Origin of the sequence: Tessaracoccus massiliensis (genome assembly GCF_000826065.2) — a bacterium.
Taxonomy (GTDB): domain Bacteria; phylum Actinomycetota; class Actinomycetes; order Propionibacteriales; family Propionibacteriaceae; genus Arachnia; species Arachnia massiliensis_A.
Map to the genome: position 1 here is coordinate 1 of NZ_LN623537.1, position 21,425 is coordinate 21,425.

19 protein-coding genes and 2 pseudogenes are annotated in these 21,425 nt (G+C 64.8%); 12 read left to right on the forward strand and 9 right to left on the reverse strand.

The features are described 5' to 3' along the window. A partial coding sequence (locus BN1186_RS00355) for a glycosyltransferase family protein (RefSeq protein WP_040281485.1) occupies positions 1 to 732 on the reverse strand: 732 nt, incomplete at its 3' end. A gap of 324 nt (positions 733 to 1,056) precedes the next feature. Here BN1186_RS00355 and BN1186_RS00360 point away from each other — a divergent pair. Continuing rightward, positions 1,057 to 1,902 (forward strand): glycosyltransferase family 4 protein, encoded by an 846-nt coding sequence (locus BN1186_RS00360; protein WP_139650700.1) that lies wholly within the window; start codon positions 1,057 to 1,059, stop codon positions 1,900 to 1,902. A 29-nt stretch (positions 1,903 to 1,931) separates the two neighbouring features. On the opposite strand, the gene BN1186_RS00365 is transcribed toward BN1186_RS00360, so the two are convergent. The 3 genes from BN1186_RS00365 to BN1186_RS00375 form a co-directional block, all read right to left on the reverse strand. After that, the gene (locus BN1186_RS00365; RefSeq protein ID WP_139650702.1) at positions 1,932 to 3,221 is read right to left on the reverse strand and encodes an acyltransferase family protein; all 1,290 of its coding nucleotides are present in this window, start codon (positions 3,219 to 3,221) and stop codon (positions 1,932 to 1,934) included. After that, a complete protein-coding gene (locus BN1186_RS00370; RefSeq protein WP_052459599.1) occupies positions 3,182 to 3,856 on the reverse strand; it encodes an acyltransferase family protein in 675 nt (224 codons plus the stop codon). Before BN1186_RS00370 ends, BN1186_RS00365 begins: the two co-directional genes overlap by 40 nt. A 108-nt stretch (positions 3,857 to 3,964) precedes the next feature. Beyond that, complete coding sequence (locus BN1186_RS00375) at positions 3,965 to 4,714, reverse strand: glycosyltransferase family 2 protein (protein ID WP_040281492.1); 750 nt, start codon at positions 4,712 to 4,714, stop codon at positions 3,965 to 3,967. Positions 4,715 to 4,875: 161 nt separating this feature from the next. Here BN1186_RS00375 and BN1186_RS00380 point away from each other — a divergent pair, with 161 nt between their 5' ends. The 6 genes and pseudogenes from BN1186_RS00380 to BN1186_RS00405 all read left to right on the forward strand — a co-directional run. Beyond that, positions 4,876 to 5,613, forward strand: a complete 738-nt coding sequence (locus tag BN1186_RS00380; protein WP_040281494.1) for an alpha-1,2-fucosyltransferase — start codon at positions 4,876 to 4,878, stop codon at positions 5,611 to 5,613. Positions 5,614 to 5,697: 84 nt separating this feature from the next. Continuing rightward, positions 5,698 to 6,006, forward strand: a complete 309-nt coding sequence (locus tag BN1186_RS15665; RefSeq protein WP_040281607.1) for an IS3 family transposase — start codon at positions 5,698 to 5,700, stop codon at positions 6,004 to 6,006. Then, entirely contained in the window at positions 6,003 to 6,263 is a 261-nt protein-coding gene (locus tag BN1186_RS00390) for an integrase (protein WP_139650705.1), read from the forward strand. Before BN1186_RS15665 ends, BN1186_RS00390 begins: the two co-directional genes overlap by 4 nt. Beyond that, positions 6,264 to 6,644, forward strand: a pseudogene (locus tag BN1186_RS16405) (transposase); the annotation flags it as partial. A 68-nt stretch (positions 6,645 to 6,712) separates the two neighbouring features. Continuing rightward, complete coding sequence (locus BN1186_RS00400) at positions 6,713 to 8,062, forward strand: IS30 family transposase (RefSeq protein WP_425471456.1); 1,350 nt, start codon at positions 6,713 to 6,715, stop codon at positions 8,060 to 8,062. A gap of 4 nt (positions 8,063 to 8,066) precedes the next feature. After that, a pseudogene (locus BN1186_RS00405) lies at positions 8,067 to 8,360 on the forward strand (integrase core domain-containing protein); the annotation flags it as partial. Between the two features lie 10 nt (positions 8,361 to 8,370). Here BN1186_RS00405 and BN1186_RS00410 read toward each other — a convergent pair. Next, entirely contained in the window at positions 8,371 to 8,943 is a 573-nt protein-coding gene (locus BN1186_RS00410) for an acyltransferase family protein (protein ID WP_040281497.1), read from the reverse strand. Positions 8,944 to 9,216: 273 nt separating this feature from the next. Between BN1186_RS00410 and BN1186_RS00415 the strand changes: the two genes are divergently transcribed. The 3 genes from BN1186_RS00415 to BN1186_RS00425 all read left to right on the forward strand — a co-directional run bounded on the left by BN1186_RS00415 (position 9,217) and on the right by BN1186_RS00425 (position 13,053). Beyond that, entirely contained in the window at positions 9,217 to 9,780 is a 564-nt protein-coding gene (locus tag BN1186_RS00415; protein ID WP_040281499.1) for a carbohydrate binding domain-containing protein, read from the forward strand. Between the two features lie 5 nt (positions 9,781 to 9,785). Beyond that, positions 9,786 to 11,486, forward strand: a complete 1,701-nt coding sequence (locus BN1186_RS00420; protein WP_139650709.1) for a YncE family protein — start codon at positions 9,786 to 9,788, stop codon at positions 11,484 to 11,486. Positions 11,487 to 11,625: 139 nt separating this feature from the next. Beyond that, positions 11,626 to 13,053 carry an HNH endonuclease signature motif containing protein gene (locus BN1186_RS00425; RefSeq protein ID WP_052459600.1) on the forward strand — a complete coding sequence of 476 codons (1,428 nt, stop codon included), beginning with the start codon at positions 11,626 to 11,628 and terminating at the stop codon, positions 13,051 to 13,053. Between the two features lie 144 nt (positions 13,054 to 13,197). Here BN1186_RS00425 and BN1186_RS00430 read toward each other — a convergent pair whose 3' ends face one another. The 3 genes from BN1186_RS00430 to BN1186_RS00440 all read right to left on the reverse strand — a co-directional run bounded on the left by BN1186_RS00430 (position 13,198) and on the right by BN1186_RS00440 (position 17,009). Next, positions 13,198 to 14,382, reverse strand: coding sequence for a zinc-dependent alcohol dehydrogenase (locus tag BN1186_RS00430; RefSeq protein ID WP_040281504.1), 1,185 nt, complete (start codon positions 14,380 to 14,382; stop codon positions 13,198 to 13,200). Positions 14,383 to 14,532: 150 nt separating this feature from the next. Further along, complete coding sequence (locus BN1186_RS00435) at positions 14,533 to 15,729, reverse strand: AbiH family protein (RefSeq protein WP_040281506.1); 1,197 nt, start codon at positions 15,727 to 15,729, stop codon at positions 14,533 to 14,535. Positions 15,730 to 15,917: 188 nt separating this feature from the next. After that, on the reverse strand, positions 15,918 to 17,009 hold the full coding sequence (locus BN1186_RS00440) for a VanZ family protein (protein ID WP_052459601.1): 1,092 nt from the start codon (positions 17,007 to 17,009) through the stop codon (positions 15,918 to 15,920). 385 nt (positions 17,010 to 17,394) lie between these two features. Between BN1186_RS00440 and BN1186_RS00445 the strand changes: the two genes are divergently transcribed. Next, positions 17,395 to 17,658, forward strand: coding sequence for a helix-turn-helix domain-containing protein (locus BN1186_RS00445; protein ID WP_052459602.1), 264 nt, complete (start codon positions 17,395 to 17,397; stop codon positions 17,656 to 17,658). Next, positions 17,655 to 18,920 carry a type II toxin-antitoxin system HipA family toxin gene (locus BN1186_RS00450; RefSeq protein ID WP_052459603.1) on the forward strand — a complete coding sequence of 422 codons (1,266 nt, stop codon included), beginning with the start codon at positions 17,655 to 17,657 and terminating at the stop codon, positions 18,918 to 18,920. The genes BN1186_RS00445 and BN1186_RS00450 overlap by 4 nt, the downstream gene beginning before the upstream one ends. Before the next feature lie 324 nt (positions 18,921 to 19,244). Here the strand turns inward: BN1186_RS00450 and scpA are convergent, their stop codons facing one another. Next, entirely contained in the window at positions 19,245 to 21,425 is a 2,181-nt protein-coding gene (gene scpA, locus BN1186_RS00455) for a methylmalonyl-CoA mutase (RefSeq protein WP_040281508.1), read from the reverse strand.

A 21,425-nucleotide genomic window follows, 5' to 3' on the forward strand; every position in this document is an offset into this window, starting at 1 on the left:
CCACGGGGGGAGGGGCGGGGTGTCGCCGACGACGGTCAGCTCGAAGGGGGTGGCGGTGCGTCGTAGCTCCTCGCAGACCCGGATGACGTCGGGGCCGCCCTTCCGATTCCAGTCGCTCGACACCATGAGGATGCGAATCGGTCCGGGGGGAAGCGACTTGGGTGACACGGGTTTGGGCGGCGCGACTGCGGGGCCGAATGGCGCGACGGTGACCGAGTCTGGTGGGAGCCTGTCGTCGCGGATGAGGGCATCGCGCGCCCAGTCCGTAGCTGCGAGCGTGTGCGTGGCCCGCTGCGCTGATCGGGACGATTGAATACTCGCCTGCCAGGCGCTCACCGGATTGAGGTTCGAGAAGATGGGGTAGAAATCGCGAATGGCCTTGAGCGTGGTGTCCGAGACCTGGATGACGGGGATGCTCGTGTTGAGGAACGCGAGGTCCTGCGAAGCCGCGATGGCAACAATGACGTCCACCGGGCGGGACTCGAGGCGCTTGCTCAATGATCGTCCGCGTTTGATGGCAGTTGCAAGAGCGTGACCGACGAGGTAGCGACGACCGAATCGCCCGTCGATGAGCCGCGCCAACCCGCGGTCAACCACAGAATCGGGCACACCCCCGGTGACGAACGGGACAACCTCCCCCAAGCCACGCAGGGCATCGACCATCGGCTTCACGACCCCAGACCATGATCTGGGGTTCTCGGCCTCCCAAGGCGTGACAACGCCGATTCGCATGGGCCAACCTTACCGAGGCATCCACGGGCAATGTCGCCTTCCCCGGGGATCGGATGGTGGACACTCTCGTGGTGCTGGTTCCCGGCCCTGTCGTGATTCGGGATGGCATGATCCGAACCGCGGGCAAGACTCTTTCCGGGTTGGAGTCCTTCGCGAGGCGTTGGCCGGGCGACGTGGTCTACGTGACCGAAGTGACGACCCCCAACGCTCCTGAGCACCGTTGCCCGCAGCATTGCTGATCTGCCCTTCCGGGTACTTGGGACGGGTGACCGGCTCAGAGCAATTGAGGCGATCAAACCGGCCGTGGTCTTGGCGAACCTAGCGATGTCAGAAGTTCCTGTCATCAAGGGCGTGCGTGCACCTGTGGTTCTCAACGTCGAGAACGACTTCCGCAACAGGCTGACGTGGGCCCGGATCGAGGGTGGTGCTGGCATGTCGCCCAGAGTCGTTGCTGGCCTGCTCAAACTCGAGGCGCATTATCTGGCCTTGATCGGGAGAGCCGCAGGGGTCCAGTTCAATGGTTGGCCGGCGTGGAGTACGTACCACCGTCACAACCGCAAGCCGCTCCTCACGTTTGACTCACGGATTTCTAGGGAACAGCTCGTGACTCCCGAGGCAAAGACAGAGATGCGAAGAAGCAGCCGAGAGTTTTCCTTCGCGTTCTCGGGTCGTTGGTTGAAGCAGAAGGGCTTCAACGAAGCGCTGGAGGCCCACCGTCGAGTCCGGTCAAGGGGCGAATCGATTCGTCTCCACGTTTTCGGTGCCGGTCCCCTCGCACTCCCAGACAATGTGGACGCAAGCGTCACGGTTCATGGCGCCGTCGACTTTGAGAAAGAATGGCTGGCTCGGGTCACCGCCGACGTTGACGCGATGCTGCTGCCGTATCCCCAATCTGATCCCGCGGGCACCTATCTGGAAGGCGTCAGTTGTGGTGGGCCGATCGTCGCCTTTGACAACCGCCAGGCGTCCTACCTAGCAGACCAGGGTCTGGGCTGGACCGTCCCTGTGAGCAGGGTCGACGATCTTGCCGACCTCATGGTGCGCGTTGCTCGGGATGGCACGGCACTGCGTGTGGCGCGTGAGAAGGGTTTCGCGTTCATGCAGGAGCACTCGATGGAGCGAGAGTTCGAGCGCCGGACGCAGCACCTCGTCGACTGTGCCGCTTTGTAGGCCGTGCCCCGGCATTCTGGAGGGCAGTGCTAGCCGAGGGCGTCCCGAAGCTGGGGACTCCGCTGGAGTGCGTGGATGAGGAGTTGTTGCGCTCCCTCCGCCGTGACGTGATCCTCGTCGGAGTAGAGCGGGGTGCTCGCGGAAGCCCTCATGCACGTGTTGTCGTCGCAGAAGGCTCCATGGACGGATACGACCTCGGCCTCCGAACCGGCGACTACGGCCTCGAGGTCTGCGGTGATGGCGGCGTGACGCGGCTCGAAGTAGCTGGCATCCCACGCGCACAGCGTGTCGGGGAGTATGAATGCGTGGCGGTGCGTGCAACTCGCCATGTCAACCGGCCACAGCGGATTGTCGTCGAGGACGAACACGTCTCTGTTGAGTTCAGTCAGACCGTTCAACGTTGACTCCATGCCCAAGCGCTCATCGGGTGAGAGCCCTCCGCCGTCGCGTCCCAGTCCCCTGCTGTAGATCACGTTGGTGAGCTGTGGATTCCTTTCCACATAGTCCAGCAACGCAGCCACGCCCTGTTGGGAGCCGAACGGCTTCGGCGAACGGACCGTGATGACCTCGATGTTTGTCTTGGGAAACTGTGCCTCGAAAGCAGGGAGGAGGTGCTCCGCGTGGCTGTCCCCGATGAGGAGCACCGACGCCTCACCGTCCAGGGTGGTGCCACACAGCCCATTGCTCAGCGCAGCCATTGCCTCGTCCCGGCATGGAAGGAGTTGTCGGTCAACGTCGGCGGATTCGACGGAACCGAACCGGGAGGCCAAGGCCCCGCCCGGGGCCATGGCGGGTTGCACCAGCAGTGCGAGGGCGAGCCAAGCAGCGGTGGCCACCGCCAGAGGCGGAGCGAGGATGCCGACGACCAGACGCGTCACGCCCTTGGCGCCGGTGACCGTTTGCGCCCTGAACGGCTGCTCCACGTAGCGGTAGGTGAAGTAGGAGGGGATCACCGATGCGAGCCCAGCGATCACTGGGGCCGCGGTCGAGAATGGCCAGATGGCCGCAGCCGTGACGATGAAGGGCCAGTGCCACAGGTAGAGGGAGTAGGACAGGTCTCCGATCCACACCATCGGGGCGGTGCCGAGGAGTCTCGAGACCAGAGTCGGCGCACCGCGCCCTGCGGCGAGGGCTAGGACTGTGCCTGCCACCGGCAGGATCGTCCACTTGCCGGGGAAGGGTGTGTCAGGGGTGATGAGCACGAAACTCGCCGCCATTGCGGCGACGCCGACGAGTCCACCCAGGCTGAGGATCAGGTGGGGAAGCCGCCGGACGACTCTTACTGACAGCGCCAGCAGCGCGCCGGCCAAGATTCCCAAGCCCGGGGCAACGGTCCGTAGTAACCGAAGGGGAAGGCGGTTCCCAGCCGGGTCGAGTAGATCGACACCACTGCCAGGAGCGCCAAGCACACGAAGGGGAGAACGGCGACGACCCGTCGACGGCTCTTCGCTGCCACCCACAGGACCGCCCCCATGACGGCGGGCAGGACGAGGTAGAACTGCTCCTCGACGGAGAGTGACCACGTGTGCAGGAGGGCGTTCTTGGCGGCGTCGGTGCCGAAGTAGTCACCGGATTGGAGGGCGATGACGCCATTGGCGACGGCGACACTGGCACCCAGCGCGCTCTGATACGTCACTTGTTGAGGGCCTAAGGGGGAGAGGAACAGGAACGCCATGATGACCGTGGCGATGGACACGACGGCTAGCGCAGGGCCGAGGCGCTTGAGCCGACGAATGTAGAACTCCTTGAACCGGATGCGACCGTATTTGCTGTGTTCCCGTACGAGCATCGACGTGATGATGAAGCCGGAGATGACGAAGAAGATGTCGACTCCGACGAAGCCACCCGGGAGGGGAAGACCAGCATGGGCCGCGATCACCGACAGGACGGCAACGGCCCGTAGGCCTTGGACATCCCGCAGGATGGTCGTTCCCTGATGTTGCTGCGCAGACATGATCCCCCCTTCGGCCGAATGCTATCCGCTTTGCTCGGTGCCGATGGGTCGAGAGCGCTTGACTAACTGTCAGGCAGCGATCCTGCTGTGGCGGGGGCTAGTGGACGCTCAGGGTTCTTTCTTGGCTGAAGTGCCACGGAGCCCCTTGAGTCTTTGGATGCAGGTGTACCGAAGATTCTTCAGCCTGTGGTAAGCACGAACTGGACGGTGCCACCACCGTGCTCCGTCCAGTTCCTGCATCATCCTGTGGAATGGAATCCTCTCCGCATCCCACAGTGCCTGGAACTCTGGGGACCTCGTGGTCGTCGACATGTCGGTGACGAACGGCGTCCGGATAAGCACGGCGTTGGGGCGCCGTTGTGCCCACCACAGCATGTCGTCGCCACCCCAGATCAACATGTCGCCCGGGATGGGGATGTAGTCGGAGCGACGCAGGGCCATGAAGACGCCCATGAACTTGTTGTTGGATACGGCGAGGCGGTGCGAGATGGGCTTGTCCCACGAGGATTGCGCGAAACAAGACCGGTCCGCGCTCACCATCGCGAACCAGCCGCGCTTGAGTACGCGGGCCGCCTCGTAGAAGGCTTCGTCCTTGAAACGGACGTCGTCGTTGACGATGGCCAGCCACTCCGCCTTGGCCTCGCGTGCGCCAAGGTTCCACGCGGGGTTGACGAAGATGTTCTCCGCTTGCTGGAGCACTCGGACTTTGGGTGACTCCCACGTCAGCGGCTCGGGCGAGTTGTTGATGACGAGTACCTCTGCGACCAAGGGGTGGGACGCGCACTGGTCAACCAGCGCCCACAACTCGGCGGCCCGCTGAAGGGTTGGGATGATGACTGAGAACTGCCCTCTGATCATGGCGTCATACTAGAGTCTCGCCGCACGGTGGACCTCCTGCGTGCGGAAGGCTGGTAGTCATGGAAGGCGGGCACCGTTGCTAGGATCCGGACATGGGGATGAAGGCGCGTGTACTTGATGTGTTGCGTCGTGGACGGCCCGTGGCTTGGACGCCTGAGTGGATGAATCTTGGAAACCTGCTGTTCCTCGGTCAGTGGTCCTACGAGGAACCGGGCGGACGGGTGCTGCTCCACGAGCGTCACGTGACCGCGCTACGTCGGCTGGCACCCCGTCTCCTGGATGAGAAGTTCATCGCTCGGAAGGATGTTCCCTTCACAGCGCGCCGCGCGATGCCGTGGCGCGAAGACACCCGGCCGGAGTTCTACGAGCCCGCGCAACTCGATGGCTTCGTAGGGGACCTTGTGCTGCCGGGGTCGGAGGTGGCCAGCGTCCCGGATGGTCTCGCTGGCGCGTTGGTGGTCAACGTCCGGAGGGGCGACTACTACTCGGTGCCGGAGCATCGCGCAGAATTCGGGATGAACCAGATCGGCTACGTGCGCGAGGCGGTTGAGCGCTCGCTTGCCGACAACGGGGTGCCGGCCCGGTTCGTCGTGGTGTCTGACGACTCGGAATGGTGCCGTCGACACCTCGCCCCCATGCTGGCGCCGATCGCGGCGGTGGAGGTGCGCGACGGCGACGTCGCGCACGACCTGGCCACCGTCGTGCATGCGCAACGGCTCGTTCTTCCGAACTCCACCTTCTCCTACTGGGGCGGGTACATCGGGGACGTGCTGTATCCGGGGCGGGAGGTGACGGCCCCGTGGTTCTGGGCGCGGAGTTCGAACGGGGGTCGCGCGCACCTGCTGCGTCGGCACTGGCGGGTCGTCGGAGACGGCGTACCCGAGATCATCGACGACTAACGGGAATTTGGGTCTGCTGCACGAGTAGGTGACATCTGATCTGGCTTGCCCCCAACTATGGGGCAGGTCTGGAAGGATGCCATCGTGCCCAAGCCCTACCCCGACGAGTTCCGCAACGACGTCGTTCGAGTCGCTCGGAACCGTGAACCCGGAGTGACGATCGAACAGGTCGCCAAAGACTTCGGAGTCCACCCGATGACCCTGCAGAAATGGCTGAAACGAGCCGACGTCGAGACCGGCTCCAAGCCCGGCCAGACCCGCGCCGAGGCCACGGAGTTACGGGAGGCCCGCAAACGGATCCGGTTGCTGGAGCAGGAGAACGAGGTCCTGCGCCGCGCAGCGGCGTATCTGTCCCAGGCGAACCTGCCGGGAAAAGGTACTACCCGCTCGTGAAAGAGCTCGCCGCCGACGGTATCCCCGTCACGGTGACGTGCCGGGTCCTCAAGCTCGCAAGACAGCCCTACTACCGGTGGCTGAACGCACCCATCCCCGAAAGCGAGGTCGTGGCTGCCTACCGCGCCAACGCCCTGTTCGACGCCCACAAGGATGATCCGGAGTTCGGGCACCGGCTGCTCGCCGACGAAGCCCGTGAGGCCGGCCAGGCGATGGCCGATCGCACCGCGTGGCGGCTGTGCCGCTCAAACCGGTAGTGGAGCAGGTTCGGGAAGAAGAAGGGCAAGAACCAGCGTCCAGGCCCCGCCGTCCACGACGACCTCGTCAAGCGCGACTTCTCCGCCCGGGCGGCCAACGAGCTCTGGCTGACCGACATCACCGAACACAAGACCGCCGAAGGCAAGCTCTACCTCTGTGCGATCAAGGACGTCTACTCCAACCGAATCGTCGGCTACTCGATCGACTCCAGGATGAAGTCCCGGATCGCGGTGAACGCGCTCGACAGTGCCGTTGCCCGCCGCGGCGACGTCGCCGGCTGCATCGTCCACTCCGACCGCGGATCGCAAGGCGGATTCAATCGGTCGTCGCAACACCTTGATCTCGGAGGTGTTCAACGATGGCAACGGCGGACTGGAGCAGGAAGACCAGTGATGTTCTGGAGAGACTGCGCCGGCAGTGGCGCGCCGACCGGGCGTTGCGTCCGGCGATGCGCTCTCCGGGGCGGCCGGATCCGTCGCGTGCGGTGCAACGCCAGTTCTGGCGCATGATCGCGACAGGCGTCACGACAGCGGAAGCGTCGTTAGCGGTCGGCGTGTCGGTTCCGGTCGGCACCCGCTGGTTTCGGCACGCTGGCGGCATGCCTCCGATCTCACTGGCAGAACCCACCGGCCGATACCTGTCGTTCGAGGAGCGTGAGGAGATCGCGATCATGCGCGCCAAGGACAAGGGCGTGCGGGAGATCGCCCGTGTCCTGGGGCGGGATCCGGGGACGATCTCACGCGAGTTGCGTCGCAATGCCGCCACGCGTGGCGGCACGCAGGAGTACCGGGCGACGGTGGCGCAGTGGAAGGCGCAGCAGGTGGCCAAGCGTCCGAAAGTCGCCAGGCTCATCGTCAATGATCGTCTTCGCGAGTATGTCCAGGAACGCCTCGACGGGTCTGTGAAGCGTGCTGATGGAACGGTCGTTGCTGGGCCGGTGACCGCGGATTGGAAGGGTCGCAATAAGCCGCACCGGCAGGATCGTCGGTGGGCGACGGCGTGGGGTCCGGAGCAGATCTCTCATCGGCTGCGGATCGACTTCCCCGATGATGAGTCCATGCGCATCAGCCACGAGGCGATCTACCAGGCCCTGTTCATCGAGGGACGCGGAGCGCTCAAACGGGAGATGGTCGCGTGCCTGCGCACCGGCCGTGCACTGCGCCAGCCGCGGGCACGGTCTCAGAACAAGCCGCAGGGGCACGTCACCGAGGACGTCGTGCTCAGCGAGCGACCCGCTGAGGCCGCGGATCGGGCGGTTCCCGGGCACTGGGAGGGAGATCTGATTATCGGCACCGGCCGGTCCGCGATCGGCACGGTGATCGAACGCTCCAGCCGGGCCACGCTGCTGGTGCATCTGCCTCGACTGGAAGGCTGGGGCGAGAGCCCACCCGTGAAGAACGGCGCGTCCCTGGGCGGATACGGTGCCCTCGCGATGAACAGCGCCTTGACCGCGTCGATGACGAAGCTTCCCATTCAGCTGCGCAAGACGCTCACCTGGGACCGCGGCAAGGAACTGTCAGGACATGCCGCGTTCACTCTTGCCACGGGCACGAAGGTGTTCTTCGCCGACCCGCACTCGCCCTGGCAGCGACCCACGAACGAGAACACGAACGGGTTGCTGCGCCAGTACTTCCCCAAGGGCACCGATCTGTCCCGCTGGTCCGCTGAAGACCTCGAAGCCGTCGCTCTTGCGCTCAACAACCGGCCCCGCAAAGTCCTCGGCTGGCGCACCCCGGCCGAGGTCTTCGACGAGCAACTACAGTTGCTCCAAACAGGCGGTGTTGCATCGACCGGTTGAACTCGCCCAATTCCGCTCGAGGAAATTCCTGCGGGCCCTGACCCGTCACGACCTGCTCGGGTCGATGGGCCGGGTGGCCGCGGCTGGGGACAATGCCGCCATGGAATCGTTCTTCAGCCTGCTGCAGAAGAACGTCCTCGACCGGCAATCCTGGGCCACCCGTGAGGAACTGCGAATCGCGATCGTGTCCTGGATCGAACGCACCTACCACCGCCGACGACGCCAGTCCCGACTCGGCCGCTTGACCCCTGTTGAATTCGAGACAATCATGACCACACCAGCCGACCTGGCTGCGTGACTAGAAACTGTCACCTATCCGTGCAGCAGACCCGCAGACCCGGGAGGGCTTTTACCAGTTTGATCTTGCTTCGCGCGGACACCCATAGGAGCACGGCCATGAGCGCTGGCAGCACAAGGTAGAACTGCTCCTCAACGGAGAGCGACCAGGTATGGAGGAGTGCATTCTTCTCAGCAGCGGTCCCGAAGTAGTCGCCTGTGTTCCAAGCGATCACCGCGTTGGCCAAGCCGAAGGTTGCTCCAAGGGCTGTCTGGTAGGTGACTTCCTGCGGTCCCAGTGGCGATAGGAAGAGGGACGCGAGGATGACTGTGACGATGGAGGTGACCGCCAGAGCTGGGCCGAGTCTCTTGATCCTTCGCAGGTAGAAGCGGCCGAATCGGATACGCCCGTAATTACTGTGTTCGCGCAGCAACATCAGGGTGATGATGAAGCCAGAGATTACGAAGAAGATGTCGACGCCGACGAACCCTCCTGGCAGGGCGAGCCCAGCATGAGCGGCTATCACGGAGAGAACGGCAACCGCGCGCAATCCTTGAACGTCACGAAGTAGCGTCGGCGCAGACTTAGCGTCTTCAGCGGTCATCCCCAGGTCCTCCCCCTCGGCCTCGATGATCCTATCGCTGGGTGTCAGGGAGATGTCTGCCCTGACCTGGGGGGAATGTGCATAAGGGGATCGGCTAGCCTTCCGGAGCCTCTATGCCTGCCTGGGCTCCGGTGCTGGACATTCGTGGAGGGCTTGCCCCGCGTCGCGCCTCACGGATGCGCACTAGGCCAAGCGGTCGAGTGGCCCTTGTCAATGCCTGGCGGGCGATGTGTAGCTGAGAGAAAGGGTTTTCTATCGACGAAGGAGTCGAGCATGACTAGTCCAACCCAGTTCCCGTCCCTAACTCTTTCCCGCCGCGCCGCCATCGGTGGCGGCCTCGCCGTCGCTGCCGCCGGCAGCCTCGCGTGGAGTGATCCGGTCGCCGCCCGCGCGGTCACCAACATGCTGCTCAACCCCGGCTTCGAGGAAGTGGTCGACGGGGCGGCCGCGCACTGGACGCCGTTCGGTGCGTCCTCGGTGGGCAAGGCCGTTCCCTCCACCGAGCGGGCGCGCCCGGGAAGCTACGGGCTCAAGCTCGGCGACGGCGCCACCGGCGGCATCGGCCTGCGCAGCTCCTCGGTGGACGCCACCGTCGGCGAAACCTACGAGGGCTCCGTGTTCGCCTACGTGGAGAGCGGCGCCCAGTTCTCCGTTTACCTCGAGTTCTGGAACGCGGCGGGCGCCCGCATCGCCACGTCGTTCAAGACCTTCAGCCTGCCGGGCGTCTGGCAGCGGGTTGACCTCCGCGCCACCGCCCCTGAGGGCACCGTGCGGGCCACCCTGCTCCTCTACGCCCCCGCGAATACCCGCGGGGTGGCGTCGCCACCGGCGAGATGATCTCCATGCATGACCTGGACGTGGGCGGCCCGGCGGGCAGCAAGGCCACCGCGGATGACCGCTACGTCTACATCGGCCCCGCCGGCAGCCCGTACATCTGGCGCTTCGATCCGGCCACGGGCACGGTGGAGGCTTGGACCGAGATCGGGCCCGCCACCACCTGGGCCTACGCCATGGATGTCCACGACGGGTACCTCTACGTGGGCACCTACCGTGACGCCACCGTGCGTCGCATCAACCTGGAGACCGCCGAAGTGGAGGTCTACGGCCGCGTCTCCACCTCGCTGTACGCCACGGGCGTGGCCATCGACGAGCAGTACGTCTACGGCGGCTCCGCCGCACCCGGCAAGCCGCTGCGCTGGGACCGTGAGGGAGGCGGCAACCAGCTGGACCTCACGCAGTACCTCAGCGATTCGCCCGTCGGCATCCTGGACATGGTCAAGGCCGGCGACAGGCTCTACATCGCCAGCGGCCGCCAGGTCATCAGCATCCACCCCGACGGCTCGGGCCGCTACTCCCACAGCATCCCGGAGGAGGATCGCTACGTCGATCAGCTCGCCGTCGGCCCCGACGGCGAGGTCTACGCCCTGGCCCGCCTCACCACCAACCTCTACCGCGTCACCGAAGCCGGCCTGGAGAAGATCACCCAACCGTTCGACAACGTGGAGAACATCCACCTCGAAGTGCTCGACGACGGGCGCATCGTCGGCGTCAGCGCCCTGGGCCACTTCTGGATCCACACCATCGGCGGCGAGACGCAGCTGTATGACCCGGCCATGCTCGGCTACGGCTACCCGGATCAGGCGCAGGCCATGCTGCTGAGCAGCCGCCAGCGCGTATGGGTGGCGGGCCACTACTCGATCACGGTGCACCACCCGCCGTCGGGCACGCAGCAGCGCATCCACGTCAACGGCGAGGCCAAGGCCCTGGCCGAGGGTCGCGATGGCACCATCTACGCCGCGCTGTATCCCAGCGCCAGCATCATCGCCATCAACCCGAACACGCTCGAGGTCACCGTGCTGGGGCTCATCGGCAACGGCCAGATGCGCGCCATGGACATGGTCTACGACAGGCCGCGGCACCAGCTGGTGGTGGCCACCGGCCCCACGGGCGGGCAGCACACCGGCGCCCTGACCTTCGTGGACCTGCGCACCGGCACCTTCGACGTGCGGAGGGACTACCTGCCCGAGCAGCGGGTGATGAGCATCTCCATCGAAGGCAACGTGGCCTACATCGTGGGCGACACCTACGGCGAGAGCACGCCTGGCCCGCTGCGCCCCGTCGGGCAGGTGGCAGCCGTCAACCTGGATACGCGCGAGCTGATCTGGCGTCGTGAACTGATGCCGTGGGAATCCTACGAGCAGGTGGAGGTGGTCGACGGCGTGCTCTACCTGGTGGGGCGGCGCCCCCGCGGCCAGTGGGTGGCCTATGACCTGGCCACCGAGCAGATCATCCACGCCGGGGACCTGGCCGGCTACGGCGGCCTCGATTCGGTGGGCGGCCGGGTGTTCAGCTGGTGCACTGGGCTCTGGAGATGCGTGAACTGCCCAGCAAGAAATCCGACGGCGGGCTGCTGTACGCGGGTGTGCCCAACGGGTGGTACAACAACCCGATGTTCGCCTTCGTGCCCAACGGGAAGTCGACGTGGGGCATGTGGGGCCAGGATCTGGCTCGCATCCCGCTTCCGAAGTGACCTGAGGTGGTGAGGGGTCGCGCATCCGGTGGATGCGCGGCCCCTCCGTCGTGTCTGTGCCACTAGGGAGATGCATTCGCCTCCAAAACGTCTTCTGTGGATAACTCTGGATCCGTCCGGTTTTGTCAGAGTGGCCGTTTAATATCGGTTGTATGAACGAGACGCGGGATCTGACACAGCGGTACATCGCCGCGCTGTGGGACACCGCGCGCTCACTCGGAACCGACGAAGCCGCTCACGAGGTGTTGGCGGGGCTGGTTGAGGATGTGGCCGAGGCTGAGGCTCAACTGGCCGGGTTGAAGCTGCATCTGTTGCACGAGGCCCGCCTCTCCGGTGCCGACGGTGTGTTGGCGAGGGTGAAGGAATCGGTACGTACCACCACAGTGCAGGCCACCTCCACGCTGAAACTTTCCGTCGAGCTGGGTGAGCGATTCGAGGTGATCGGTGCCGCGTTGAACGAGGCCAGGATCTCGCTGGCGCAGGCCGAAGCGATCGTCTCCGGGCTACGGAAACTCCCTACGCGGCTCACCGGCTCGGAGATGGTCCGGTGTCAGGAAACGATCCTGGAGTACACCGACACCTTCGGCCCCACTCAGCTGCGCATCCTTGCGGCGCGGTTACTGGAGGTCATCGACCCGGAACAGGCCGAGACCGAGGAAGCCAAGCGCCTGGCTGCGGAAGAGCGGGCGGCGCGGCGGGGCCGGTTCCTGCGGCTGTCCCCGGACTTTCATGGGTCGATGCGCATCACCGGGCAGTTGCCTGTGGCTGATGCCGCGCAGCTGTCTGCCCAGTTGGAGGCGTTGATGCCGTCGATCTCGTCGTATGCGGAGACCGGTGAAGTCCCGGGCCCGGACGTGCGGCGCGCTGACGCGCTGGTGCTGTTGTGCCAGGCAGCGGCGAACGCCGGTGAGTTGCCGGCCCATGGTGGGGACCGTCCCACGGTGCACATCACCATGGACTTCGACACGCTCGTCTCCGGCCTGGGCCGCGTCGGGATGCTCGGTCATGATTCCGTTGACGGGATCTCGGCCGGTGAAGCCAGGCGGCTGGCCTGCCATGCGGGGATCGTGCCCATGGTCCTGGATGGGGAATCCCTCTCACTGGATGTGGGGCGTGAGAAGCGGTTGTTCACCCCGGCGATGATCGCCGCGCTGGCTGAACGGGACAAGGGATGTGCTTTCCCCAACTGTCACGTCCCGCCAGCGTCGTGTCACGCGCACCACATCGTGCCGTGGTGGGCATGGGGCCCTACTTGCGTCTCGAACGGGGTGTTGTTGTGTCCGCATCATCACAGGGTGGTGGAACCAGACCCCACCCAGTCGCCAGAATCGCAGTGGCAGGTGCATCTCGACGAGGTGACAGGGTTGCCGTGGTTCACCCCACCCACGCATGCTGATCCGCGGCGAAGGCCCCGGCAGAACGCCAGATTCATCCTCCACCACATCAAACTCGAACCCGCCGCTGGGACACCACCATGCCCACCCGAGAGCAGAGAACTCATCCTCGAGGACCTGCTCAAGCACGCCTCCCCGGCCTGGGCCAGCAGCGGCGGAGCGAGGGAAAGCAGCTTCCCAACTTAACTTCCCACATGACATGCCACCTGGTAAGTGGGGTGGTAAGTAGGTGGTAAGTCCTTCCCGCTGGTTGCTTCAGTGGGCACGAAGATCACTTCGGCCGGGGCGTGAACCCGGCCGAGGGGCATGACGTGGCGACGGAGGAGAGGGTCAGGGTTTGAGGACCACCTTGATGCAGCCGTCGTCCTTCTTCTGGAACATCCGGTAGGCATCAGCCGCCTCATCGAGAGGGACATGGTGGGTGGCCAGCGTTTCCAGGCCCATCGGATCATCGTCTTCGAGCGCGACGGCCAGGAGACCGTCGGTCCACTGCTGCACGTGGCACTGGCCCATGCGCATGGTGATGCCCTTGTCGAACATCTGCATCAGCGGCATGGGGCTGGCCATGCCGCCGTACACGCCCGACAGCGAGACGGTGCCGCCGCGCTGCACCGCGTCGATGGCGGTGTGGAGGGCGTCGAGGCGGTCGATGCCCACGGTCTCGATGGCCTTGCGCGCCAGGGGCTTGGGTAGGCGGGTGGTGGCGCCGATTACCTTCTCCGCCACCGGGTTTCCGTGCGCCTCCATGCCCACGGCGTCGACGACGGATTCGGGGCCGTGGCCGTCGGTGAGGTCGCGGAGGGCTTGGGCCACGTCGTCGACATCGCGGACGTCGACCGTTTCGGCGCCCGAGGCCCTGGCGAGAGCGAGCCGCTCGTCGACCAGGTCGACGGCGAGGATCCGCTGCACGCCCTGGCGGTGGGCGCTGCGGATGGCCAACTGCCCGACGGGTCCGAGGCCGAGGACGGCGAGGGTCCCGCCGTCGGGGGTGGCGGCCCACTCGACGCCCTGCCAGGCGGTGGGGAGGATGTCGGAGAGGTAGAGGAACCGCTCGTCGGGGAGCTCGTGGGGGAGTTTCACGGGGCCGAAATCGGCGTGCGGGACGCGGACCAGTTCTGCCTGTCCGCCCGGCACGCGGCCGTAGAGGCTGGTGTAGCCGAAGAGGGCGGCACCGTTGTCCTGCTCATGATCGCGCGTGGTGTCGCACTGGGAGTAGAGGCCCTTTGAGCATGCAAAGCAGTGGCCGCAGGAGATGGTGAACGGGACGACGACGCGGTCACCGGGCTTGAGGTTCTCGACGGCGGAGCCCACCTCCTCGACGATGCCCATGAACTCGTGGCCGAGCACGTCGTCGGGATGGAGGTAAGGCGCCAAAACGCCATACAGGTGCAGATCCGAACCGCAGATGGCGGTGGATGTGACGCGGACGATGGCGTCGGTGGGTTGCTGGATCGCGGGATCCGGGACGCTCTTCACTTCGACCTTCTCGAGGCCCTGCCACGTGAGTGCTTTCATAAAACCAAAGTAAGGGATGCGCGCAGGATCATGGCGGGTTTCTATGGGTCGCCTCCGTAAGGGTGAGGGCGCGAAGTGGCGCATGAGTGACGATGTGCAGGATCGACGTCGCGGAGATCGAGCGCGCCGTCGCCGAGAGTGAGAAGGAATTCAGGCTATCTGGCCGGATCGCGCAGGGCGTTGTCGGGTGTTGGTCCGTAGCCATACCCGCTCAGTGCCCGTGTCGTGCAAGACGACATGAATCAGGGCCTCCTCAGCTGCCTTACAGCCCGCCCCGTTGAAGAACTTCTCTCGTACCTCGTCCTCGGTCATCGGAGATGCGGGGTCGTTGTACCAGTAAATGATTAGCTCAGGGCGGTACGTGCAACGCTGGTGGTCAGTGTTCGGGCACCTGTCGCTGGGCCCATGGCTGAACTGCTCTTGGCTGAGCGCCTCGGCGATGTTTCGCCACCACCATCGGTCCACCGCTCCGAGGGAGGACCCGAAGATGATGAAGAGGGCAGTGTCCTCGAACAGATGGCCGTAGCGGGGCCTGGTTTGCGCCCAGAATGGCTTCGCCAGGCGCAGCCGTGGGTCGTGATTGTTGCTCGACGTAGCGGGTTCATCGATGCCGAAGAGTAGAGACCTGGGGATGCTGTGTTGTCCATGAGGATGGACCACCTCCGCAATCACGTACGACGAGGACAGATCTCCAGGGCGGACGGCCGCGTTCGTGACTCCTCGAGGGTTGTTGTGGAACGTGCAGTTGCGGTCCTCCCGTTTGTTCGGCAGAGGATCAAACTGTTCCTGATCCAGGTAGATGTAGTCATCGAGGAGTGACGTGTAGTTGAAGTTGACGAACACGAAGTTGTACAGCTCCTGATTCACATACGTGGGGAATCTGCTTGCACGGTATGCGTCATCAGGAAGGTCATACAAGAATGCCATCAGTGATTCTCGCGCCCACATGTTCCGAGATGAATCTCGTCCAAGGTCGGTGAGCAGAGTGCTAGGGATGACTCTATCGAGAAACTCCGCGAACTGGCCCTGCAGTTTCCGCAGCGCAGTGCTTAACTCGGCTATTTGCTGTTGCCAGCCTGGCTGCTCTAGCAGGCGATCGACCGCGCCTTCAACGTCGCTCCAGTCACTTACACCTTCTTTCTTGAGCCTCTGCATTTTCTTGAGGATGGGGTCATTCGGATCGAAGTGCCGCTGCTCGAGAAAGTCATGGAAGTGTGTGTACCGGGTGTCGACTCTCGACTGATAGTCGTTCAACGTCTGGATGTCGAAGCCGTTGCCGACGAACGCCATCACGTTGCGCTGGACAGTAACATCTCCGAAGGCCTGACTGTAGTCAGTGTGACCCATTCTCGACCTCCTGTAACTTCGCTGCGCATTCTTTGGTGTCACTGTATAGCTCCGACGCGGCAGACCAGCGGCGACCGCAGCGCATGAGCAAAACGGACGTATCACATTGACAGGATCTGTGATTGACCAGCAGAGCGGGTCGTTACGGCAGGGTGGGCCGCCGTCGTGGGATGGCTGCTGCGGAAGCGCTAACGGTCGCGGGCATCGCGCATCTCTGCGCCCGTGACCAGGCCGGCGATGCCCCGCGACCGGGTGAAGGGCACGACGATGAACGCCGCCGCCACCAGCGGGAGCGTGAGGACGTCGAGCTCCGAGGGGCTGATCGAGTTGACCAGTAGCAGCAGCGCGCACATGCCCGGGATTACGGAGGCGTGGGCGAGTCGCTGCAAGCGGCTGCCGTCGGTCCACTGACCTCCCTTGCGCCACTTCGGGGTGAGCCACACCGCCGTCTGGCCGATCGACGCGCCGGAGCCGCTCCACGCGGGCCACAGGAACACGATCACCCATGCGCCGATGAACGCCCAGGGGAGCAGTCCGTTGACGCTGGTGCCCATCCCGAGGATGCCGCGGGCGATGGCGAGGGGCGCCTGCAGGACGAGGGTGAGGGTGACGATGAGGATGAGGTCGACGAGCATGCCGAGCCACCGTCGCATGGTGGTGACCTTGCGCGGGTTGAGCCTCTGCTCGCGGAGTTTGTGGGCGTGGGGCATCCAGAACAGCGCCGCCGGGGCCAGGAGGATGCCGAGTGCGGCGCCGAGGGTGTTGGCCATGAGGTCGTCGACGTCGGCGGCGCGGAACGCGCAGGGGTAGAGGCCCCACAGGCCGGTGAGCTGGGTCGCCTCGATGAGGAGCGAGACGAGGAACCCGACGACGATGGTGGTGATGACGGAGCGGTGGAAGTAGCGCCGCACGATCACGCCCAGCGGCACGAACAGGAGCACGTTGAACGCCACCTGGAGCACGGCGAAGCTCTTGACGATCTGCAGGGGAGTGAGGCCGACGGTCTCGCGGCGGATGTCGTCGAGGAACTGGAACGGCCGGAGGTTCATGTGGGCGGCGTGGGCTTCGCACCATTGCTGCGAGATCTCCGGCAGCGGGAAGAACGTGTAGGTGAACAGCGCGGTGCCGTAGAGGCAGATGGCCGCGAGGCCGAGCATGCGGGGGAAGCTGAACCCGCCGTAGCGGCGGTACTGCCACAGCAGGCCAGGCAGGAAGCAGGCGAGGAAGAACATCCCGCCGATCACCACGGCGATCACGCCGTTCTCAACCCATGAAGTCATCGTGGTTTTGACGGTAGTGCGGCCCGGGGGTCGGTTTCCAGCGGAAATGCCCCCGGTTGAGGGGTTTGGGGGATGGGGTGCACTGGGGTCGCGCGGGGTTCAGGGCCACGGGCTCGGGCCGGGCTCAGAAGGGAAGCCGAGCGCGCATCCACTGGGCGGTCGGTGGGCGGTGCAAGTTGTGCATCGAGTCCGCTGCACAACTTGCACCTGCTGGGTGGTGGGGGACTGGCTTCCGCCGTCTCCATGGCGTGAGGAGTTCCGGGGCGCACGAAAGCCCCCCCGCGTACGTGGGGGTAGACGCTGTGTGGTCGTTCGGCTACATTAGGGAATGTTGGCGTTCGACCACATTGCAGAATGTGGTCGTTCGACTACTTGAGGAGTTTCCATGCAACTCGCGACGATGGCCCAGGTTGCGGCCGCTGTTCGGAGCGCTCGTGTGGAACTGGGGTGGACGCAGTCCCAACTTGCTGAACGCCTGCACGCATCTCGGGACTGGGTCATCCGGCTCGAGCAGGGGAACCCTCGGCTTGAGGTGCAGCGGGTGCTGGATGCCCTGACAGTATTGGGGATCAGCCTCGTTGGTGAGTCAGGTGCAGTTGATGAACTGGAATCGGCCCCCTTCGCTGATGTCTTCCAGGCACTGTCATGAGCAAGGAACTCCGGGCTTACCTCGATGGACAACCAGTGGGGACCTTCCGCAACTCCAACGGTTCCTTGTCCTTTAGTTACGACCCCGAATATGTCGCCGGGTCCATCGGGCGTACACCGATGTCCCTGTCAATGCCGCTGAACGCGCCGCGGCACAGCAATAAGGTGGCTCACCCGTATCTAGAAGGGCTGCTGCCGGACAATGATGCGGTCCGCCAACGGTGGGCCAAGCAGTTCGGCGTGTCATCTCACAGCGCCTTCGCGCTGCTGAGGCACCTCGGGCGAGATGCCCCCGGGGCCGTGCAACTCTTGCCCCCAGGTGAGGATGCCGACGATGCCGCTATGCGCGACGGGGACATCGAATGGATTTCGGATGAACAGTTCGAGGCACTTCTTCTGGACCTGGCTGACCATGCCGGCACCTGGGGAGCAGGTCGGCATGCTGGACGATGGAGCCTGCCAGGGGCGCAATCCAAGGTGGCCCTCTATCGAGATGACGCCACTGGGCGATGGGGTATTCCAAGAGACTCGACGCCCACGACGCATATCGTGAAGCCCGCGCTCAGTTGGCTTCCTGACCACCACATCAACGAGGCGCTCTGCCAAGGTGCTGCAGCGAACCTCGGACTTCCCGCCGCCACCACCGAGCTCTTGGAGTTCGGACGGGTCCGCGCAATCGTGTCTGTCCGCTACGACCGCCGTCGTGACGAAGCGGGGAGATTGCGTCGGCTACACCAGGAAGACCTGTGTCAGTCGTTGGCCGTGCCTCCTACGCACAAGTATCAGTCCGACGGGGGGCCTGGTGTGGCGGCCATCGCCGACCTGTTCGCGCGGCTCGGTATCCGAGACCGCGAGGTTAACGCCAGGCGCTTCTTCGATGCGCTGGTCTACAACGTCCTCATCGCAGGCACGGACGCACACGCCAAGAACTACTCTCTCCTCTTGGCGGGGGATCGGGCGCAGTTGGGGCCGTTGTACGACTTGGCTTCAGCCATCGATGACGATGGCCGGCCCTATTCGATGGCCATGAGCATCGCTGGCCACTGGACCACACGATCGATAGGGCGCACGGCCTGGGCCGCGTGCGCAAGGCGGTTGGGATTGGGTGAGAGTCACATTGATCGAGTCAGCGAGATGGCTGACCAACTCAATGATGCATTGAATCACGCGGTCGCCTCGCTGCCTGCGGACGCCAGGGACAGGGCCAGTCGGTTGGCCGAGCGGATCAGCGCGCATGCGAAGTCGCTCCCGCGAGTCTCATGACCTGGTCCATACGCGGGGCGGCGGGCTGCTTGGGCGACGTTGAGTGAGGTTGTCTTGACGCTGCGGGGGCCCTTCGTCGTCGCTGGCTCGTTCCTCGTCGGCGACGCTCAGGGACCGGGATGGGCTGGTCTGAATGCTGCGGGGCCCTTCGACCTGTCGCGGTCCTCCTTCGTCGGACGCGACAGGCTTAGGGAACGAGAAGGCCCGCCCCGTGGTGGGGCGGGCCTTCAGGCTTAGAGGTTTCGACACTGCTCGCAGGGCTCGCAGGCTCAACCAGCGTCGGGTTTCGACACTGCTCGCAGAGCTCGCAGGCTCAACCAGCGATCAGTCGTCGAGGCGCTCGGTCAGCTTCGTGAGCAGGTCGATCGCCGCGTCGGGGATGATCGTGCCGGGCGGGTAGATCGCGTCGGCGCCGTTCTCGCGGAGCTCGTCGAAATCCTGGCTCGGGATCACGCCACCGACGACGACCATGATGTCGTCCCGACCCAGCTTGTCCAGCTCCTTCCGCAGCTCGGGCACCAGGGTGAGGTGACCGGCCGCGAGGGAGGAGGCGCCAACCACGTGGACGTCGGACTCGACGGCCTGGCGGGCGGTCTCCTCAGGAGTCTGGAACAGCGGGCCGACGTCGACGTCCATGCCGAGATCGGCATAGGCGGTAGCGATGACCTTCTGGCCACGGTCGTGACCGTCCTGGCCCATCTTCGCGATCAGGATACGAGGACGACGGCCTTCCTTCGTCTCGAACTCCTCGACCAGCTTGCGGGCCTTGTCAACGGATTCGTTGCTGCCGGATTCCTTACTGTACACACCAGAGATCGTACGGATCTGCGCGGTGTAGCGCCCGTAAACCTTCTCGAGCGCATCGGAGATCTCGCCCAGCGACGCCTTCGCGCGGGCCGCGTCGATCGAGACCTTCAACAGGTTGCGATCGGGATCCGTCGGATCCGGGTTCGCGGCCGCCCAGGTGACGCGCTCCAGCATCTGCTGGGTCTCCTCCTCGTTCCGCTCGGCGCGCAGGCGCTCCAGCTTGGCGATCTGAGACTCACGCACATGCTTGTTGTCGACCTTCAGCACCTCAAGCTGCTCATCCTCATCGAGGGTGTACTTGTTGACGCCGATGACCGGCTGGCGGCCGGAATCGATACGGGCCTGCGTGCGGGCCGCGGCCTCCTCGATGCGCATCTTCGGGATGCCCTGTTCGATGGCCTTGGCCATACCGCCGGCCTGCTCCACCTCCTGGATCCGCTCCCACGCACGACGAGCCAGCTGATCGGTCAGCTTCTCGACGTAGGCGGAACCGGCCCACGGGTCGACGGTCTGGGTGGTCTTCGACTCCTGCTGGATGAACAGCTGGGTGTTACGCGCGATGCGGGCCGAGAAATCCGTCGGCAGCGCGATGGCCTCATCCAGGGCGTTGGTGTGCAGCGACTGGGTGTGACCCTGCGTCGCCGCCATCGCCTCGATGCAGGTGCGGGCCACATTGTTGTAGACGTCCTGCGCGGTCAGCGACCAGCCAGAGGTCTGCGAGTGCGTACGCAGCGACATCGACTTCGGGTTCTTCGGCCCGAACTGACGCACCAGGCGCGCCCACAGCATGCGGGCCGCGCGCATCTTGGCCACCTCCATGAAGAAGTTCATGCCCACCGCCCAGAAGAAGGACAGGCGCGGCGCGAACTGGTCCACGTTGAGGCCCACGGACTCGCCGGCACGGATGTACTCCACGCCGTCGGCCAGGGTGTAGGCCATCTCGATGTCCGCCGTGGCCCCGGCCTCCTGCATGTGGTAACCCGAAATGGAGATCGAGTTGAATCGCGGCATGTTGGCGGAGGTGTAGGCGAAGATGTCCGCGATGATCTGCATCGACGGCGCAGGCGGGTAGATGTAGGTGTTGCGGACCATGAACTCCTTCAGAATGTCATTCTGAATGGTTCCGGCCAGCTGCTCGGGCTTCACGCCCTGCTCCTCAGCCGCCACGACGTACAGCGCCAGCACCGGAAGCACCGCGCCGTTCATCGTCATGGACACAGACATCTGATCCAGCGGGATGCCGTCGAACAGCTGACGCATGTCCAGGATGGAATCGACGGCGACACCGGCCATGCCGACGTCTCCGGCCACGCGGGGGTGGTCCGAGTCGTAGCCACGGTGGGTGGCCAGGTCGAACGCGATCGACAGGCCCTTCTGGCCGGCGGCCAGGTTGCGTCGGTAGAACGCGTTGGACTCCTCAGCGGTGGAGAAACCCGCGTACTGGCGGATGGTCCACGGCTGGTTGACGTACATCGTCGCGTAGGGGCCACGCAGGAACGGCGGGATGCCGGGCGCGGTCTCCAGAAAATCCACGTCAGCCAGATCCGAACCGCGGTACAGCGGCGGCACCAGGATGTGCTCCGGCGTCTGCCACCCGGCCGAATGCCCGATGTGATGGTTGATCGAATCGAACGTCTCCTCAGCGTTGGCCGCGACGGCCGCCGAGAAGTCGATATCGGTAAAGCGGGGGATGGTCAT